Raw genomic sequence first — 16,222 nt, 5'->3', positions numbered from 1 at the left:
GCTGTTATCCTTGGCTTTATTGGCATTAACTACAGCCAACCGCCAGAACTGCCACCACCGCCACCGTTTAGGTAAGCAGCATTTGCATTGGCCTGTTTTACGGCTTTGGGTTTTGGTTCTTTGGGTTGGTCGCTTGATATGGCGATCGGGGTAACTTGTGAAAGCTTGTCGAGATTGATGCCGAATTTTTCTATCGCGATATACAACGCGGCCAAGGCGTAAACGAAACAATCTAACGCCTCGTTGCGGCGCTTTTGGTTGTCCCATTTATAGATGATCCGCCCGTTTTGGCGCACCGGCACCTTGCGTTCGCTGGTGAGCTGTTGCAGCTCAACGTCATCACATACCGCTTCGTTTAACGGGAAGTGAATTGCACCAGGCTTACGCACATCAACATCAGGGGCAATTCGCAACATCGACATCAACAGCTCTTTGGCGTTGTCGGTACCAACCTCCGTTAAGTAAACACCTTTGGCGGTTCGCTTACGGGGGAAGTTGGCGATCGGCTTGCCGTAAACGTTGGCACCTCTAATGGGTATAACCCGCATTAGCCCAAGCTTTTTACTCATGGCGTAAACGTCATCGGTGTAGTGGCCGCCTGAATCCCAACCCACTACGCCGATATTGAGCACAACGCCATCAGCACGGGCATAGCTTTGCGCAATACGCTCAGCCACTTTGTCTTTTAATACTTGGCTTGCTGGGTCGCCGTATAAAATAAAGCGGTCGATTAATGCTGCCTCTTTACCCGCGCCCCAGCCCCAAATGCGGCCTTCGTAACGATCGTCTTGGGTGTCGATACCTGTCGTTAAATACACCACCCAGTTAGGCACTTTGCCACTCGGGTACATTTCGCGGCGCTTAGCTAATTCTTCCCACTCTAAGCGTTCGCCGTTGTCGTTATCCCACGGTTGGCCTAACTTAGTGTTGACGAAAGTCTGCAGCTTTTCTTTATCGCCTTTGGCTTTAAAGAACTCAGTAACCAGTTTTGCCCAGCTGTTAAGCGAGTTATAGGCCGACCAGATATGAATTGAGATATTGGGTGGCGTGGTGATGTCGTTTCCGTCGGCATCATAAAAGTCTAAAAAGTCTTTAGTGCGGATGCCGGTGTTTTCGCATATCCAAATCGCACTTGGGTGCAGCTCCATATCGTCGAGCTGATTGTTTTCGATGCAGCAACCACAGTGCTCACACAGATAATAGGCTGTGCTTGGATCGTGCTCACCCTTGGCATTTTTATTCCACTTAATCCCAAAGGCTTCTTCAGGGCCGCCCCACTTTAAATCCTGCAGCTCAAAGCAGTGTGGGCAAGGCAAGCTGAACTTAAAATAGTGCGGTGATTCGCTGCAGGCTTTTTCAATCTGGCAGGTACCGAGCACTTTAGGCGTTGAACCGCGAATCGACTTAGGGAACATCGACAGTTCGATACGAGTATCACCGAGCGATGTGGCGTTACCTTCGTGCTCGATGGATTCATCAAAACCCGCTAGCTCATCGTAGATCACATCATCAGTGGAGATTTCGCGATAGTTCGCTGCAGCGGTACCACCGCGCACCATCAACGTTTTACCGTTGGTGAAAATCTTATCTTCTAGCGTGCTGTCTTTATGCTTGCGTCCCATCCAAGGTGCAAGCGATCGCCAAACAGGGATGTCACGAATCGCCGTTTCAACGTGCTTTTTCATGAAGGTTTTGGCTTGACCATCACGGGGCTGATAGATCAACACGTTGCGTTTTTTGTGCTCAATCTTGTAAGCAGCGTTAGCCATCAGCATTTTGGTGTAACCGACCCGCGCTGACTTCATTAAGTTAAGCGTGCTGATTTGGTCGTTACCCATGGCATTAAGAATGCCAATTTGAAACGGTAAACTTTCCCACTTGCCCTCGGTGTAAGAGGACTCCGACGACATGTAAAAGTGCTCGTCGGCGTACTGTGAACAGGTGAGCATGGGTGGGCGATAGAACGAACGCAGCCCAGCAGAAACGGCGGCTTTCAGATTTTTAATCTGCGCTGCCGATATACTCATCTAATAAACCCTCAATGCCCTCCGCAAGATCGGCGGCGGTGTTTTGGCTTTTAATCACCTCCGCTTTAATAGCGTCGATTGTGCGTTCTGGAATGTCGGGGAATTTGCGTTTTACCCGTATGTGTATTTGATCAAGCACTGGGGCAATTTGCGCCGCAATGCGATTTAGCACAAAGGTGGCAAAGAGCACTTCGACCACTTCTTTACGGTCTTTTTCGTTTTTAAGCTCTTGGCCGTCAGCTTGCGCTCGAGTTAAGCGCCAGCGTTCGAAGTCGATATCAGGCTTATCGGGATCATCTTCATCGGGCTTAGTGATGGTTTTTTTGCGCTCGTTGGCAAGTCTGTTACCCACCACATCGGCCATTTTGTATAAACACACGCGACCGAGCTTGCTGTGCACAGGCACATCCCACTTATCAAACGCTTGGGTGCTGATCTCAAGGCTTTTGCATAGGTCGGTTTTACTCAGTAGAACAGGCTCGGGTGGTGATGGTTGAATGCGTGCCATGGTGTTCATCTACCTGTTTTAACAGTGCTGCTTTCAGCTGCATCTCCGCTCGGTGTAACTCTTGGGCGCGTAGTTCGTCCTTATCTGTTTGACGTTGCTCACGGCGGCGGCGCAACTCCTGATAAAAAACGTTGGCTAATAGGGTGACGAGCGCGAAGAATATCCCGAGCAAAATGGCGATTTCATTCAACGTAAACGCACCTCCAATTGTGCTCATGAGCGACGATACATAAGCGCTAAACGTCAGCGATTTTTGAGTGGTCACATCATTAATGTATGGATTGTTCATGCTGTTTTTCCGTTCGCCATGTTTCGATGTTATGCAAATCGGTATCACATTTGGTGATCACGGCTAAGAGTTGAATGATGCAATCGGGCAGATCGGCATTAGCGTCTGAACTACATTCGGCTGGCAGGCACTGGCTCATTAATGATTGCGGCGGTAACACATATTGGGTCTGCTTGGTGACTACGGTGCGCGCAATAGGCGGCGTGCTTGAGCAGCCGCTTAACATCATCAGGCACAGCAGTATTAGCCCAACTTCGGGTTTGTTCATTGGCTGATGTCCTTAGTTTTTTAATGGCTTCGCGCTGATCGGCAAGTTGGCGATCAATCTCGGCCTTAGCTTTAGCGGTTTGTTCATTGAGCGCTAAGGCAAAGGCGTAATCCTTAGCGAGCCTGTCACGTTCTTTGGCCTGCGCTTGCAGTTCATCGGTAACGACGGTGAGATCATCTTGCAGCATTCGCTGGTTAACGGCGGCCGTTTCAATCTGCGAGGTTTTTAACGCGAGATCAGCTTTAACTGCGGTAAGGCTAAGGCCAAGTAGCGTTATCACTATGATGAGCGCTGCGATTAAATACAGGTGCAGCGAACCCGTGGCATTAATGATTTTGTTCCACATATAAATCCTTTAAGCAGATTTTACGTTCTTTTTTGCGGCGTTCGACTAAGCCAGGCAACTTGATATCAGCGGCATAGACAAAACCATTACAGCCGTGTTTACCGCATGCCTCGGTGAGCTGGTGACAAGCGGCCACCCGTTCGCCGCGCAGTAACAATTTGCGCAAGGTGGAGGTTTGAAAGTTACCCGCGCCAAAGTTATAAATCAGACTGAGATAAGCAGCGTGCTCACCTTCGGTAAGTTGCTCCGGATACGTTAGTCGCCGCAGCTGCCGATCGGCTTTGCCTAAATCCTTGGCGAACATTTCAATGCATTGCTGCTCGCTAAAAAACTGGTTGAGCTCAAGCTCTGGGTCAGTGTGGCCAAAGCAAGCGGTGATAATATCCACAGGATCAAGATAGGTGTGCAGAACGGGCTCGCCATTCGGCGCTTCGGTGGGAGCTATCAAATTAGCCCCAGCCAGCGCGACAGCAGAAGAAAGCCCCAGTGCCACGAGCTTTTGCTTTAATGACATAGGTCAGACTCCTTTAAAATGAGGTTAGCCTTAGCGCGGCCAACGGTTAGATCAACGGTGAGGTAAGCCGCCTCTAACAGCTGATGTTTTTAGTGTCTTTCAACGTCCGTAGCGATCATGTCAAACACCACGGCAACACATACCCACCACGACCACCATTGCAGCGGCCGCTTTTTTTCAGCGGGGGGTTAGCTAACGAACAGCTATTTGGATGTTTGCGAACAAGAAATAGCGCCAAATAAAAAGGGCCCCTAAAAGGAGCCCTTGGCAGACAAATAACGTGCGACTGAATAAATGTAAACTTAGCAAGCGTATACAAATGTACTCGATTTTAAGGGCCTTGAAAGCGGCAAATGTGCCGCATAAAGCGACAAAAGTGCCGTTTCGGAATTTGTAAATATGTGATACGTGAAAACTTAATCACAGAGGATTTATCGTTTTACTTATCGCTTAAGTGATTTGAGTGATAAAAGCATTTAGCTGAATTTACATTTTACTTATCACTTAACTGATTTAGCTATTTTCAGCGGTAGGCAACACGAACCATGAGAACCATATTCCCAACGCCAAGAAAATGGTCATCACGTAAAAAATTCAGATAAGGGGAAACAGGATGATCGAAGGATCAAAAAACGATCTGACAAAGTTGTTATATTCGGCGGCAAAAATGACCATCAAACATCACTAGGCACACACTTAATAAAATTAAGATAAATCAAAATGATAGGTTAACATTTTGTTACTTGAATTTCTTTAGATTTTAGGGGGCTCATAAAACAACAACCAACCACCCCAAAATTCTCATATGTAGTGAAGCATTGCGCGTCACTGCCCCCGCAGTGAAGGCAGCCGGAAGGACCCGTGATGATAATAGGTCGCATCTAGCTATAATGATAGCCATTCTCATTTGAACAGGCCGCGCCTAACCCATTGACAAAGATGATATTTCACAGCCAAACAACTCGTCGCGATAGTACTTGAGTTCCGCTATCGACTCCCGAATATCGGCTAAGGCTTCATGCTGATACTGCTTAGCCTTAATCGCATTACGCTCAACCTCTGGCGCCCAAGCTCTAGCTGCTAGTCCTAGTGCTGATATGTCTAGCTGCCTGTAATGCATGTACTCATGAAGCTCAGGCATTTGGCACATGATAAACGAACGATCAAGCATGATTGAGTTACCCGCAAACACCACGCCAGTCTTAGCTTTACGGTCATGCTTAGGTATTCCCAGTGCTTTCAGGTGTTCGAGTACCATCTGCTCAGCCTGTGCTAACGATACTGATGAGGCACGAACAGCAGCTAACAACCCACTCTTGGTATGCACATCTATCGCCCACTCATGTGACCTTGCAATGTGTTCATCGTCTTGATGCACAACAACGTGCAGCGCTTCACCCACTTGGTTTAGCTCACTATCAGTCACGATAAAGGCCAGCTCAAAGATAGGGTAATACTCCATACCCAGCATCCCATTGTCTAAGCGGCCGTTCAGCCCACCCGTTTCTAAATCACCAAACAAAAAGAATTGCTCCATCACCCACCTCACTTTACTAATTGAATCTCTGCCCTTCTCAACCAATACACATACGACTTCTTACTGTCGAACCCCATCAATGCCCACTGGCCTTTGCATACGTAACAGGTGCGAATCGCCCGAATACAATTTGGCGATAAGCACTCAATCATCCTATCGAACTGGACCACATGCTTAGGAACACTCAACTCCCTAACCAACGCACCACCATAAACCTGCACCTCGCCTAACTTATCGCAAGCACTGCGATTAGTGAAACCTTTACCGAGTTCTTGGAACGCCCAATAACGCCCCCAGGCATTGAGCCCAGCACGAAGGGCTTTCATGTTGACCAAGTCATCACGCCCATCGGCAACCAATGTCACTCTTAAATTAGATGGCCTCATTCGCTACCTCCGTGATCTGCTCAATCGATAAATGAAATACATCATCCAAGATGGCAAGAAAATGGTTAGAAGGAACATTGCTCTTGCCGCTCTCCCATCGCTGATAAGTACGGCGATCAACTCCGTAAATCTCAGCCACTTCATGCTGACTAAAGCCCCTGATACCACGCCCAGTTTTTAGAATGATTGCTGACCGATTGCTCATAAAACCACCTTATTTAGTGCCATTGCATACTCTTGTAAGGCTGATGCAACGATCATCACAGCCACCCACTCGCACCAAGGGTTTGAGCACTCCCAACATTCTCAGACGATCTAGGGATTATCTCGGGCGCAACCTCACTAAAACCGAGCGAAATTAAATGCGCGTGATACGCATCAAGCGCACTCAACATGCCCTTATCCAAAGTCGAATGAACATAGGTACGCAAAAGCACAGGCAAGGCATGATTAAGCAACCGCTCACCCACCATAGTATCAACGCCCATGTCTTGGATAATCGTCCGGCAAAGCTTGCGCAAATCATGCGAGGTAAACTCCTTAAACCGAATCGTCTCACTCCAATAATGCGCAGTGCGCTGGCTAATAGCGCCCACATCACCCGCAAACAAAAACGCCCGCTTACCCACATTTTTAAGCTGCCACTGCAAATAATGCTGGATCAACGCCTTAGCCGTAGGCGTTAACGGTAGCCGGTGCTCTTGGCGGTTCTTGGCGTTCGCCGCAGGAATAAACCAAAACTCACCCGCAAAATGCTCCCATCGTGCCAAACGGGTTTCACCAATGCGCGTGCCGAACATCAGCATCAACATAAACAACATCGCCACCGGCATAAATGCATCCCGCAACGCCACAAACAACGGCCCTAAGTCCGACTCCATCAAGCGCGTATCAGGCTTAGGTGATAAGGTTAAACTCATCGTCACTCGATACCCCATCAACGGATTAAGCAATAACAATCTAAAATCCGCCGCCAAACTCAACGCCCGCTTAAGCACATTCACACTCAAACGAATATAATGCGGCGCATAACCCTCATTCAGCATCAGCTTCACCAACGCACTATCGACCACCAAAAACGACAACTCAGCCAAGGCCACATCCCCCAACTTAGGCAATAACTGCTTACGCATAATCGACCTACAGTTATCGCGCCAGCTCGGGCTTAAGGTCGTATTTCCATCCAAATAATCCCCATACCACAACAGCAAATCAGTCACAGTCGCAAACTCACCGCGCAACACATCCGCACCCGCACTACGCTTAGCCAGCATCACAGGTAAATCCGCTAAAAACGTCTTAATGCACATGCTTGGCCACACGCCTTGCTTCTTCCAAACCGTCTTATCACCCTCATTAATCACCAAATGCACACTCGCCTTAGACCTATCCGCCGTTGCCCGTAAACGCAGCTCAGGAAACTGCGGGTCCCTAAAATCCCGAGTCAAACCGCCACGTAACCAACGGCGCAGCGCGGCATCGTTCAACTTACCCACCTCAACCCCGCTAGCAGCCATCGTTTGCCCCCTTAAGCCCTAGGTTTGCCCGTAAATTGGCAATAATTGATTTCGCCTTTGCCGCCTCAGTCGGCCGCGTCACCGTTTCAGGTAACGCCTTAGGCAACTCAACATCGGTCAACTCGCCACGGCTAAAGCGTCTGCATAGCACTTTGTAATTGCGCTCAAAGGTCATCAACACGTCCTTTTCAAGCCCAGTGGCAAACATCCAACTGCCTGTCTCGCGCACCGCTAAGCGCACCACATCATGGCTCCATGTATGCTTGTCAGGGTGATGGTAATGGCGGGTTGCCTCCTTAAACGCCGCTTCCAACTTGGGCAATCCCAAATCACAGGCCGTGGGTTGGCACCACAAAGCAAACTGGCGTGGTGTCGGCCAAAACTGCCTATCGCCTTGCTCGCGTCTAGCGCGATTCAGCCCCGCTTGCACTTGCTCGCGGCTCGCAATTCCCTGCGCAGCCAAAGTTTTAAGCCACTCGCCTTTGTGGGTCGCTTCGTCCTCAGGCCGTGGCGCACTCACGGGGAACAACACCCGCAACTTGCTAAACACGCTGTCCACAATCGCCATATCCATCGCCGTCGGCTCGGGTTGCGTCACCCGCGCGCCCTGCCCAACCAGCGGCTGGCGGATTAAGGTCTGCAGTGATTTCATGCTCGCATTTTGCTTGGCAGTCATATCAAGGGGTCCTCAGGGTCATACACCGCATGGCGCCAATCCACTTGCCCAACCGCGGCGGCCATCGATCTTGGCAACGGCGTTAGCCAATGGCGTTCACGGATAAACTTGGTAATGCCGAGCACAAACTGGCCATTAGCGCTAAAGCCCCAACTCGCATCCAACGCCGCAGCTTCCTTCAACCAGCTCACCGCCAACACACAATCGGCATCGGTCAGCTTTTCAGCCTTCCACGCTTTCCACGCAGCCGAATCCGACCCGCCTTTGCGATGGGCGGGATACGCTTTGAAAAACGCATTGAAAACCGACTTAGCACTCGTAGCTGGACAACTATCTTTTAAAGATTCCTTGATAGGTTCAAAAGAGTGATAGATTCCGGTGCTATCTGGTGGCACAGGGGGTGTGCTATCTGGTGGCATACCTATGCTATCTGGTGGCACCTCTTCGGTGCTATCTGGTGGCACAGGGGGTGCTACCTCGTAGCAGATTGAAATCGTGTAAATATTGGTTAAATTTCCCTTAGGTCCCTTACGATTTTTAATCGTCACAAAACCCATATCAACCAAGGCCGCAATATGCTTTCTCACAGTGCTATGACCAATCTCGCACTGATCTGCAATATGCTGATGGCTCGGCCAACATTCACCATTATCGTTCGCGTTGTCGGCCAGCTTAATCAACACCAGCTTGCGCAGTGGATTACCCACCTTGGCCTTCATCGCTTTTACCATCAATTCCATGCTCATAAGCCACCGCCTAACTGCGCGACAGCCAGCACAAAATTGACGAAATCATCATGTATACGTAACATGTAATCGCCTCTCTTAGGTATTAAGCCCGCGCTCAGTCGCCAAACTTTAGCGGGCTTTCTTATTCTCGATAAGTAATCGATGCGTGTTCGTGTACCGTCATCAACAACCCGCCTTACCGCCATGACTCGCTAAATACGGATACGCCAGCTCTAGCGCCGCCATGCTCGCTTGCGTGGTCGCCGCCGACTCTTTTAACTCACGGTGCGCCGCCACTAACTGCTCGCGCTTGGGTTCACTGCCCAAATGGATCACCGCCACTTGCGCCTCGGCGTTCTCTTTGGTGAGCGATGCCGCCATATCGGCCACATGCAACACATGGCCATCATTCATGCGGTCGGCAATGACCGTCACCCCAGTGCAACCAAACACATCGTTGAGATACTGCACCCGCAAATGCTCAGGCAATGCCGCCACCAATGCTTGCTCAACATGAAACAAGCGATCTGCCTGTGGATGTTGGCCCTCGTACTGGCCGAGCCAACGGAACAGCTTTTGGGCATTTATCCGCGCATCGTTGTGCACGTCTTGAGTACTCGCAAAGCTAATCCCCTCCGCCGCCAATACCTCGCTTAGCCCGAGGCGCTCAACCGCCGCAACAAAATCAATCGCCAGCGCAAAGCGCGTCATCTTAGGTAACTCCAACACCCGATGAATCGTTTTCATCAACAAATTCAGACGGCTTTCTCTTTTACGTGAATTGATTTTCATGTGTACTGTCCTCCTTCAAACTAAAGTGAACCTAAGCCACACTCGCCGACTCAGGATTATCTAAAACAACGACGGGATTAACTTTGAGTGCGCCATGGCTTAGGCGCTCGATTTGATATGCACGGAGCTCAGGAACGTCTTCACCCCATTGACTAATTGCGGAAGGTTTGATGTTCAAAACCTGAGCTAGCTTGGTTTGAGAACCATAAAATTTGACAGCATCATCTTTTGTCATGGGTTGATCTCCACTCCGAATTAATAAGTTTTCTTACACAATAGAAAGAAAGGAAACTTATGTCAACAAAAGATAAGATCACTTACATGAAAACACTCGGTCAACGCATACGCGAAAAGCGTAAAGAATTAGGTATCACCCAAAAAGCACTTGGTGCTTTAGTTGGGGTTTCTGCTGTTGCAGTAACTCAGTGGGAAAAAGATGAGACAGCCCCAAAGGGCGCAAATTTATTTGCTCTAGCGAAATCATTGAAATGTGATCTCAGCTGGCTTCTAAATGGGCAAGTCGCTGCGAAACCTGAATCGAATGCAGAATGGGCAGGTGGTTTTGATCTATGGGACAACGATAGTCCACTAGGTGAGGATGAAGTCGAAATCCCCTTTTACGTGGATATCGAACTCTCGGCAGGTGAAGGCATTGCAGAAGGTGTTGAGTATAAAGGCCCCAAGCTCCGCTTTGCTAAAAGTAGCCTTAAGCGCCAAGGCGTAAACACAGATCATGCGGCCTGTGTCAAAGTGAATGGCAACAGTATGGAGCCAGTATTACCCCACGGCTCAACGGTGGGTGTCGATACCTCGGCCACCGAGATCATCGACGGTAAAATGTACGCCATTAACCACGATGGCATGATGCGCGTCAAAATGCTCTACAAACTCCCCGGTGGTGGTCTGCGTCTACGCAGCTACAACACCGATGAGTGGCCAGACGAGCACATCAATAACGAACAACTTAAAAACATTAAAGTGATCGGCAAAGTGTTTTGGTACTCGGTTCTGTTGTGAAGCATTTTCAACTCGAAAATAGCTTTCCCAACGTATTGTTGAGTATAACCCTGTTAAATAATTACGCTTATTAACCAGATTCAGCTTAAGTATTCTATTAGCAACTAAAGTATGTAACGCCGCAAACACTGGCGCGTAGGTTGGCGCTGTTTTTGCCGCTTTTGATTTTAGCAAAAACCGCGACAACCGTTATGCGTCCGAGAGCTTTGTTATACATTGGCTTTTATTCGTGAAAGCATTGTTATATAAGGGTTTGCATTGATAGACTTTAATTTCTTTAAAGCCCCCTCAATTTTGCGATCATTTTGGAGCGTTCGCATCAACATTTCTGGATTATTCCCATCATAATACTGCAAAATAAAAAAGAATGTTTCATACCACTCTACCCAACCAGCCTCATTAGGTGTCCAACCAACCAGATCTAAATATTCTTTTTGTAAATGTACCGTTTCTTCACATATACCATGCTTGTTAAAAGGATATATATATAAGAATCGGATAAATTCATCCAGCAATGCCCCTGCCCAAGTAAGAAGCTCTTTATTCGTAACTGCTTTTTCTACTCTTTTATCTACGATATCTTTTTGATAATGGTAAACAGCATTCCTACAGCGCTTTATTATTAAAACATAATCTTCATATACAGATAAAAGTTCATCGATTGCTTTATCCGATTCTTTTAGACTAAGCCATCCTTCGACAACCACGTATAATGATGCAAGCCATTGACTACTATATATAGAATCTTATGCCACTTTCATCATTTTTAATTTTATATTCATAATGATGACGTTCAATATCAGAACGGTAAATGTATTTACCCCATGCAGCGACTTCGAAAATTTTTTCTGACATAGAAACCTTAATGAATTCAGCAATAAATATATAACGCCTTGCTAAGCGGATAAAAATGGTTGGCTATAATCGCAAAGCGATGGCCAACTGTTTTTATTCCGTTTAAGCAACTTGTTATATTCCTTGAATTTCAATAATTAACATACTCTAATTCGAGGTTAAAACCTTGCAACAAGGATTATGATAAGATCCAATCAAAAAGACTTTCCACTCGTCTTTCCCTACTTTTTTTACTTCGAGTATTTTCTTGAGAAGCCATCTTATATTCGAAAATTAAGGGGGACGTTGATGTTTCAGCAGATTGATATATTTCAATAAAGTTAATTAATTTAGGGGCAATGTTTGCCAAGTCAATTTTCTGAGCTTTCAGATAATCGATCACAACAAATAATGTATAGAAATGAACTATAGATGAAAAAAACTTAGCCACAGTTTCATGATCATAGAAAAGACTATCTATAAACTCAAGGATTTCAAAAGTACATCTTAAATCTTCGTCTTTCTTTTCGTAAACATCATTATATAAGTCATAAACTTTATTTATGTTACTAGGTGTATCATTACTTATGCCACTTCTTTGATATATCAACAAACTACTTCCAAAAGTAACATCGACCATGCGGCGTTTTTCATTATCAGAAAAAATATCCCATTTTTTAAAAATAGGATTATTTGCCACTTCTTCAGAGGCCTTTATAAATAAACCATTAAATTCAGAATTTCTAATTTCTTGTGGGTTTAGCGACTTATCTGTTTCATTTAATCTCTTGAATAACTTTGTAATTTCATCTCGGTCAATATCAGAAGGTATAGTCCTTACATTAACTACATAATTCCATATTTTTTGTTTGCACTCATTTGGAAGATCAGACCAAGATTTATCAGTGTATTCTGCCTCTTTATTATCTAAATACTTAGATTTCAACTCCCACTCATTACTTACAAATTGAAAAATAGAACTCATTCTCTGCTGACCATCAACAACACTGTGCTGTTGCATACCAGTTTCTGCATCAACAGGCTGTTGCCAAAGATAGAACTCTGGCATTGGATAACCCATTAAAATAGTTTCAATTAAACGAACTTTTTGTTTTTCAACCCACACTAGTCTTCTTTGAAAAGAGTTATCAATAAAGTATGTTCTAGCTTTCAGTTCTGCAATTAGGTTGGAAAGAGTTAGCCGACCAGGTTGAATTCTCTCATTAATTATACTCATATATTATCCCCTCGCGGACCTCTTAAAACATTTTCAAGTAGGGTGATGCCAAACTCATGATAAGCTTCAACATCTGACCAATTTGCATATATTCTGTAATTTATTTTTTGTTTAATTCGAAATTTTCGACTGATATTTTTTTTCATTTCATCAAGTAAAGTGACTATATCTCTCATATGTTTACTTTTGTATTCAATTTTATCGTGCACAACCAAAAATTTTGAAAAAATTTCATTTGCATGATTTTCTCTAACTTCATTTTGATTACTATAATAAGATTTTCGCATGTTTAGCCAGATCCGCTCAAATACCAAAGGGCAAGCTATTACAATATCTATATCGGAGTGTCGATTGAAAGGCTTTAAAAGTTCTGTTTTGGTTGGATTCATACTAAATCCGAATTTTCCACTGCCGATGATAGCTACATTATTAGGTGATGTGTCTAATGCATTACCAATTTCACACTTTAATGCGTGGTAGCTCCCTTTGATACCAAAATCATCATTTTTTTCAAAAATATATATTTCTTGGTCAAACAAATAACCCCTACAAAAGTCTCGAGGATTTTCAGCTAGTATCAAATCTTTTAAGCCTCGTCTATCTATTGCCATTTTATATAGTCTCGCTCAATAAACTTGATAAGTTCTGTCATAAAGTTCCTTGGTCTATTAAACACTAAAAATCAATAATATCAGAGTTATGCTAACTATACGTATTGAATTTTACTAATCGTTGGGAACAAGGCATATAATGCCGCGCTCTGCGGAAAATTTGTCCGACAGCAGCGCCTTGTTAACCCTTACACAGATCGACTATGCCAAGGAGCAAAACTTACAAATTCATTTTTACCTGGCTTTATTTCAATCAAGCCAATATCCGACATAAACTTAATCCACTCAAACATTTGCAAGCCTATGCCATTCAACCGAATACCACACTCGTATGCAAAATATTCGTAAGCGGCATTAACACCAGACATAACATCTCCATTTGATAACACTACATCAGGAACTTCGTTATCATCTTCCCACCAGTCTTGAGCGTCTTGATCTACAAAAAACTCTATATAAGGATATGCATCCTCTAATTGATCAATACTCATCATGTACTGCCAATGTTCCCTAAGGACCACCTTTTCAGTTTCACTTTCTTCATAAATATAGAGCTGGCTTCTAGTCTTGCTTTGCCAATCCCAAAACTCTAACTTATGACATACCGCTCTGCTCTTAGCTGTAGCTAAGAGCCAAATTAGGTCGTAGTCTCGATAGCAGACATCCACTTGTTCGTTTTCGTCCCCAAGAGCTTTCTTCCATTCTTTGATGTCGTTTTCTTGTAAAATAAGACGAAACGCCTGTGAATCCAGCTTGCTGTTAGTGGGAACATTAATTGTTGCAGTCTCTTGGTTTAGAGTAAGAATTTCTCTACCCCAAGTGTTTTTTACGTACTCAGATATATTAAGAATTAAGAATTCTTGCGCTGATTCAATAAAAAGAACAAGGTAAGTCGGCATTGGCTGTAAAAACCAATAGCGAAGATGGTTAACTGATAATGATATTTTTACTTCCTCGCTTTTCTCATAGTGTTCTAATGAAATGGTCTTTTCCATTTTACCTTTCATTTGAAACCACACGAGAGCGCTAGTCAGCTGTTCTTTCCCCGAAGAAAGTTTACGTGTAAGGTGCATCCCAATATCTCTAGCACCTCGATCATGTTCATAATTGATAAACTCTCCGTACTCAGAAGCAAATGCTCTGAATTTCTCCATATACTTTCTTTCAAAGGAGTCAGTCTCTCCCACTACGATCACGTCTCTCTCCTTTAGGGGCTAACATTTTATTAGTGCGCATGCGTGTTCATCTCATTAGACCAGTAAAAACGCGCACAGTTAACTTTCTGTATGCAAAGAACTTATCAGCTTTTTACCCAATACACCATCCGGAAAAACGCGCATGCGGGTTTTTATTTGGCTATTCATTTCATCTAATCCTGCCAATTCACCACTTTACCATCCCGAACATACGCATAACGCTGGCCGTACATACCATCCCTAAAAACCCATTGTTCAGGACCATAAGCTGAACGATTAATTTTTATTGCCCAGCCCCAGCTTTGCTCTAGCGCCTCAACGCTCATGCCAACCTCAACCTTCCCTGCTTTGATCAATGCATTTTCCCAATCACTGAATTGGCTTTCATCATAAGCGTGCGGGTCTACCTTTGGATGATCATTCTTAATTACCACATCAACGGATGACTGCTCAACGCCATCAGGACAAGGTATGTCCTGCATCACTAGCTTACCCTCGATTTCACACTTGAAAATCTCAGCAAATACAAATTGAGAATAAGACAGCGCAGCTAAAACCGATATCGTTAGCATAAAATATATTCGTCCAAAAAAGACCATAAACCCTCCTTAGTTCAATCGCTTACTCTACCTTATCACTCGTTCAAAAAACCATCAAAACAAAAATACTTTAAAATAAGTTAACTTTTTATTTGACGGCAAAGATAAGTTAACTTACCTTTCATCCTGTACCCACTACCGAGGACAGGGAAATGATTCTAGCGAAAGTTCACACCACACCTAAGCAACGCGATGAGTTTCGTCTACTGGTTGCGATACGTTTTGCTTGCTTGATGGCACTGGCTAAGGGCCATACCGACCCGATGGATTGCCCACGGGTGCAAGTTCGCTGCAATGAGCTGGTCAAGCATTTTGCCTATCACCACCCTAGCCCTGCCTTTTACCGCCAGTTCATTCGCCACACGGGCGAACTTGGGCTCAACTTCTGCCTGCGCTTCACCGAGCCCCAACAAGGCTTGTACGGCAAGGTAATGGTGTGGCGTAACGAACAGGCGGCCACTAACGTGCATCCGCTGCAACTCACCCAAGCGGAGCAACCAACATGAATGGCATCAACACCGCGTTTTTGCTTATGGCCCAGTTCAACAAAGTGATAGTGCCACTGGATCAAATCAGCAAAGAGTATTTTGGCCTCGAACCGCGTACCGCGGCCAACTATGCCAAAGCCGGCCGCTTGCCCTTAGCCGCCTTTCGCACCAGTAACAGCAACAAAGCGCCTTGGATGGTCAATGTCACCGATCTTGCCGAATACCTCGACAAGCAACGCGACGCCGCCAAGCAAGATCAAATCAACTTAGCGTAATCAGCGGCTCAGTGGGGAGGTATCTATGTTTTTTGTTTACGGCGTGTCCATGACCTTAGCGAAAAATCAAGCGGCCAAAAAGTGCAGCACCTCAGTAGGCGCGCACCCTAACCGCCGTCAACTGAGCCCCGACGAGTACCAAGCTAAGTTGAATGATATGGCGCAGCACTTGTTTGAAACCATGAAGCCACAACGCCTGTCGCATTCGTTATCGACGCCCGCGCTGTGCCAGCAATACATCGTGTTAGCCATGACCCAAGAAGCCCACCGCGATGTGCATATTCGCTATCACAAGCTGTCGGACAAGGTGAACCCCAAAACCAAGAAACCCATCATCAATCTGGTGGTGTTTAACGGCGAAGCCGCAGCCTAGCCCT

The 16,222-nt window shown here is 45.6% G+C and carries 23 protein-coding genes; 4 read left to right on the top strand and 19 right to left on the bottom strand.

What is annotated here, in order from left to right:
* Positions 1 to 29 precede the first annotated feature (29 nt).
* The 14 genes from Q4Q50_RS15420 to Q4Q50_RS15360 all read right to left on the bottom strand — a co-directional run bounded on the left by Q4Q50_RS15420 (position 30) and on the right by Q4Q50_RS15360 (position 9,823).
* A complete protein-coding gene (locus tag Q4Q50_RS15420; RefSeq protein ID WP_311900072.1) occupies positions 30 to 2,027 on the bottom strand; it encodes a phage terminase large subunit family protein in 1,998 nt (665 codons plus the stop codon).
* Complete coding sequence (locus Q4Q50_RS15415) at positions 2,002 to 2,535, bottom strand: terminase small subunit (protein WP_311900071.1); 534 nt, start codon at positions 2,533 to 2,535, stop codon at positions 2,002 to 2,004. The genes Q4Q50_RS15420 and Q4Q50_RS15415 overlap by 26 nt, the downstream gene beginning before the upstream one ends.
* Positions 2,489 to 2,824, bottom strand: a complete 336-nt coding sequence (locus tag Q4Q50_RS15410; RefSeq protein WP_012586805.1) for an HP1 family phage holin — start codon at positions 2,822 to 2,824, stop codon at positions 2,489 to 2,491. Before Q4Q50_RS15410 ends, Q4Q50_RS15415 begins: the two co-directional genes overlap by 47 nt.
* Positions 2,805 to 3,050, bottom strand: coding sequence for an Rz1-like lysis system protein LysC (lysC, locus tag Q4Q50_RS22390; protein WP_371135012.1), 246 nt, complete (start codon positions 3,048 to 3,050; stop codon positions 2,805 to 2,807). Before lysC ends, Q4Q50_RS15410 begins: the two co-directional genes overlap by 20 nt.
* Positions 2,935 to 3,438 carry a hypothetical protein gene (locus tag Q4Q50_RS15405; protein ID WP_263237282.1) on the bottom strand — a complete coding sequence of 168 codons (504 nt, stop codon included), beginning with the start codon at positions 3,436 to 3,438 and terminating at the stop codon, positions 2,935 to 2,937. The genes lysC and Q4Q50_RS15405 overlap by 116 nt, the downstream gene beginning before the upstream one ends.
* Positions 3,419 to 3,952, bottom strand: coding sequence for a lysozyme (locus Q4Q50_RS15400; protein WP_311900069.1), 534 nt, complete (start codon positions 3,950 to 3,952; stop codon positions 3,419 to 3,421). The genes Q4Q50_RS15405 and Q4Q50_RS15400 overlap by 20 nt, the downstream gene beginning before the upstream one ends.
* Before the next feature lie 922 nt (positions 3,953 to 4,874).
* Positions 4,875 to 5,489: an oligoribonuclease gene (gene orn, locus Q4Q50_RS15395; protein WP_311900068.1), complete on the bottom strand. Its 615-nt coding sequence runs from the start codon at positions 5,487 to 5,489 to the stop codon at positions 4,875 to 4,877.
* Between the two features lie 8 nt (positions 5,490 to 5,497).
* The gene (locus Q4Q50_RS15390; protein ID WP_310802658.1) at positions 5,498 to 5,875 is read right to left on the bottom strand and encodes a hypothetical protein; all 378 of its coding nucleotides are present in this window, start codon (positions 5,873 to 5,875) and stop codon (positions 5,498 to 5,500) included.
* A complete protein-coding gene (locus tag Q4Q50_RS15385; RefSeq protein ID WP_115335513.1) occupies positions 5,862 to 6,080 on the bottom strand; it encodes a helix-turn-helix transcriptional regulator in 219 nt (72 codons plus the stop codon). Before Q4Q50_RS15385 ends, Q4Q50_RS15390 begins: the two co-directional genes overlap by 14 nt.
* A 55-nt stretch (positions 6,081 to 6,135) precedes the next feature.
* Complete coding sequence (locus Q4Q50_RS15380) at positions 6,136 to 7,392, bottom strand: tyrosine-type recombinase/integrase (protein WP_311900066.1); 1,257 nt, start codon at positions 7,390 to 7,392, stop codon at positions 6,136 to 6,138.
* On the bottom strand, positions 7,382 to 8,068 hold the full coding sequence (locus tag Q4Q50_RS15375; protein ID WP_311900065.1) for a replication protein P: 687 nt from the start codon (positions 8,066 to 8,068) through the stop codon (positions 7,382 to 7,384). The genes Q4Q50_RS15380 and Q4Q50_RS15375 overlap by 11 nt, the downstream gene beginning before the upstream one ends.
* On the bottom strand, positions 8,065 to 8,814 hold the full coding sequence (locus Q4Q50_RS15370) for a helix-turn-helix domain-containing protein (RefSeq protein WP_311900064.1): 750 nt from the start codon (positions 8,812 to 8,814) through the stop codon (positions 8,065 to 8,067). Before Q4Q50_RS15370 ends, Q4Q50_RS15375 begins: the two co-directional genes overlap by 4 nt.
* A gap of 165 nt (positions 8,815 to 8,979) precedes the next feature.
* On the bottom strand, positions 8,980 to 9,588 hold the full coding sequence (locus Q4Q50_RS15365) for a toxin YdaT family protein (RefSeq protein WP_311900063.1): 609 nt from the start codon (positions 9,586 to 9,588) through the stop codon (positions 8,980 to 8,982).
* 31 nt (positions 9,589 to 9,619) lie between these two features.
* Positions 9,620 to 9,823, bottom strand: a complete 204-nt coding sequence (locus Q4Q50_RS15360; protein WP_168826618.1) for a Cro/CI family transcriptional regulator — start codon at positions 9,821 to 9,823, stop codon at positions 9,620 to 9,622.
* 86 nt (positions 9,824 to 9,909) lie between these two features.
* Between Q4Q50_RS15360 and Q4Q50_RS15355 the strand changes: the two genes are divergently transcribed.
* The gene (locus Q4Q50_RS15355) at positions 9,910 to 10,605 is read left to right on the top strand and encodes a S24 family peptidase (RefSeq protein WP_311900096.1); all 696 of its coding nucleotides are present in this window, start codon (positions 9,910 to 9,912) and stop codon (positions 10,603 to 10,605) included.
* 209 nt (positions 10,606 to 10,814) lie between these two features.
* Here the strand turns inward: Q4Q50_RS15355 and Q4Q50_RS15350 are convergent, their stop codons facing one another.
* From Q4Q50_RS15350 to Q4Q50_RS15330, 5 genes are all read right to left on the bottom strand, one after another.
* Entirely contained in the window at positions 10,815 to 11,312 is a 498-nt protein-coding gene (locus Q4Q50_RS15350) for a hypothetical protein (RefSeq protein WP_311900059.1), read from the bottom strand.
* 326 nt (positions 11,313 to 11,638) lie between these two features.
* Positions 11,639 to 12,676, bottom strand: coding sequence for a GmrSD restriction endonuclease domain-containing protein (locus Q4Q50_RS15345; RefSeq protein ID WP_311900057.1), 1,038 nt, complete (start codon positions 12,674 to 12,676; stop codon positions 11,639 to 11,641).
* On the bottom strand, positions 12,673 to 13,287 hold the full coding sequence (locus Q4Q50_RS15340) for a hypothetical protein (protein WP_311900055.1): 615 nt from the start codon (positions 13,285 to 13,287) through the stop codon (positions 12,673 to 12,675). The genes Q4Q50_RS15345 and Q4Q50_RS15340 overlap by 4 nt, the downstream gene beginning before the upstream one ends.
* 188 nt (positions 13,288 to 13,475) lie before the next feature.
* A complete protein-coding gene (locus Q4Q50_RS15335; RefSeq protein ID WP_311900053.1) occupies positions 13,476 to 14,483 on the bottom strand; it encodes a DUF4365 domain-containing protein in 1,008 nt (335 codons plus the stop codon).
* Between the two features lie 173 nt (positions 14,484 to 14,656).
* The gene (locus Q4Q50_RS15330; RefSeq protein ID WP_311900051.1) at positions 14,657 to 15,082 is read right to left on the bottom strand and encodes a hypothetical protein; all 426 of its coding nucleotides are present in this window, start codon (positions 15,080 to 15,082) and stop codon (positions 14,657 to 14,659) included.
* Positions 15,083 to 15,234: 152 nt separating this feature from the next.
* Here Q4Q50_RS15330 and Q4Q50_RS15325 point away from each other — a divergent pair, with 152 nt between their 5' ends.
* The 3 genes from Q4Q50_RS15325 to Q4Q50_RS15315 are packed head-to-tail and all read left to right on the top strand — an operon-like array spanning position 15,235 to position 16,218.
* The gene (locus Q4Q50_RS15325) at positions 15,235 to 15,588 is read left to right on the top strand and encodes a forkhead box protein (RefSeq protein WP_311900048.1); all 354 of its coding nucleotides are present in this window, start codon (positions 15,235 to 15,237) and stop codon (positions 15,586 to 15,588) included.
* Positions 15,585 to 15,845: a pyocin activator PrtN family protein gene (locus Q4Q50_RS15320; protein ID WP_011847794.1), complete on the top strand. Its 261-nt coding sequence runs from the start codon at positions 15,585 to 15,587 to the stop codon at positions 15,843 to 15,845. The genes Q4Q50_RS15325 and Q4Q50_RS15320 overlap by 4 nt, the downstream gene beginning before the upstream one ends.
* Positions 15,846 to 15,870: 25 nt before the next feature.
* Positions 15,871 to 16,218 (top strand): hypothetical protein, encoded by a 348-nt coding sequence (locus Q4Q50_RS15315; protein WP_011847795.1) that lies wholly within the window; start codon positions 15,871 to 15,873, stop codon positions 16,216 to 16,218.
* The last annotated feature ends 4 nt before the right edge of the window (positions 16,219 to 16,222 follow it).

It is taken from the genome of Shewanella scandinavica (genome assembly GCF_031932065.1).
Lineage (GTDB): Bacteria > Pseudomonadota > Gammaproteobacteria > Enterobacterales > Shewanellaceae > Shewanella > Shewanella baltica.
The sequence above is the reverse complement of the archived record's forward strand: the minus strand, read 5'-3'. Positions and strand labels throughout refer to the sequence as shown.

What these genes read in the sequence shown, in the direction of transcription:
- Q4Q50_RS15420 (WP_311900072.1), bottom strand. Translation starts at nt 2,027, where the DNA reads ATGAGTATATCGGCAGCGCAGATTAAAAATCTGAAAGCCGCCGTTTCT.
- Q4Q50_RS15415 (WP_311900071.1), bottom strand. Translation starts at nt 2,535, where the DNA reads ATGGCACGCATTCAACCATCACCACCCGAGCCTGTTCTACTGAGTAAA.
- Q4Q50_RS15410 (WP_012586805.1), bottom strand. Translation starts at nt 2,824, where the DNA reads ATGAACAATCCATACATTAATGATGTGACCACTCAAAAATCGCTGACG.
- lysC (WP_371135012.1), bottom strand. Translation starts at nt 3,050, where the DNA reads ATGTTAAGCGGCTGCTCAAGCACGCCGCCTATTGCGCGCACCGTAGTC.
- Q4Q50_RS15405 (WP_263237282.1), bottom strand. Translation starts at nt 3,438, where the DNA reads ATGTGGAACAAAATCATTAATGCCACGGGTTCGCTGCACCTGTATTTA.
- Q4Q50_RS15400 (WP_311900069.1), bottom strand. Translation starts at nt 3,952, where the DNA reads ATGTCATTAAAGCAAAAGCTCGTGGCACTGGGGCTTTCTTCTGCTGTC.
- orn (WP_311900068.1), bottom strand. Translation starts at nt 5,489, where the DNA reads ATGGAGCAATTCTTTTTGTTTGGTGATTTAGAAACGGGTGGGCTGAAC.
- Q4Q50_RS15390 (WP_310802658.1), bottom strand. Translation starts at nt 5,875, where the DNA reads ATGAGGCCATCTAATTTAAGAGTGACATTGGTTGCCGATGGGCGTGAT.
- Q4Q50_RS15385 (WP_115335513.1), bottom strand. Translation starts at nt 6,080, where the DNA reads ATGAGCAATCGGTCAGCAATCATTCTAAAAACTGGGCGTGGTATCAGG.
- Q4Q50_RS15380 (WP_311900066.1), bottom strand. Translation starts at nt 7,392, where the DNA reads ATGGCTGCTAGCGGGGTTGAGGTGGGTAAGTTGAACGATGCCGCGCTG.
- Q4Q50_RS15375 (WP_311900065.1), bottom strand. Translation starts at nt 8,068, where the DNA reads ATGACTGCCAAGCAAAATGCGAGCATGAAATCACTGCAGACCTTAATC.
- Q4Q50_RS15370 (WP_311900064.1), bottom strand. Translation starts at nt 8,814, where the DNA reads ATGAGCATGGAATTGATGGTAAAAGCGATGAAGGCCAAGGTGGGTAAT.
- Q4Q50_RS15365 (WP_311900063.1), bottom strand. Translation starts at nt 9,588, where the DNA reads ATGAAAATCAATTCACGTAAAAGAGAAAGCCGTCTGAATTTGTTGATG.
- Q4Q50_RS15360 (WP_168826618.1), bottom strand. Translation starts at nt 9,823, where the DNA reads ATGACAAAAGATGATGCTGTCAAATTTTATGGTTCTCAAACCAAGCTA.
- Q4Q50_RS15355 (WP_311900096.1), top strand. Translation starts at nt 9,910, where the DNA reads ATGAAAACACTCGGTCAACGCATACGCGAAAAGCGTAAAGAATTAGGT.
- Q4Q50_RS15345 (WP_311900057.1), bottom strand. Translation starts at nt 12,676, where the DNA reads ATGAGTATAATTAATGAGAGAATTCAACCTGGTCGGCTAACTCTTTCC.
- Q4Q50_RS15340 (WP_311900055.1), bottom strand. Translation starts at nt 13,287, where the DNA reads ATGGCAATAGATAGACGAGGCTTAAAAGATTTGATACTAGCTGAAAAT.
- Q4Q50_RS15330 (WP_311900051.1), bottom strand. Translation starts at nt 15,082, where the DNA reads ATGGTCTTTTTTGGACGAATATATTTTATGCTAACGATATCGGTTTTA.
- Q4Q50_RS15325 (WP_311900048.1), top strand. Translation starts at nt 15,235, where the DNA reads ATGATTCTAGCGAAAGTTCACACCACACCTAAGCAACGCGATGAGTTT.
- Q4Q50_RS15320 (WP_011847794.1), top strand. Translation starts at nt 15,585, where the DNA reads ATGAATGGCATCAACACCGCGTTTTTGCTTATGGCCCAGTTCAACAAA.
- Q4Q50_RS15315 (WP_011847795.1), top strand. Translation starts at nt 15,871, where the DNA reads ATGTTTTTTGTTTACGGCGTGTCCATGACCTTAGCGAAAAATCAAGCG.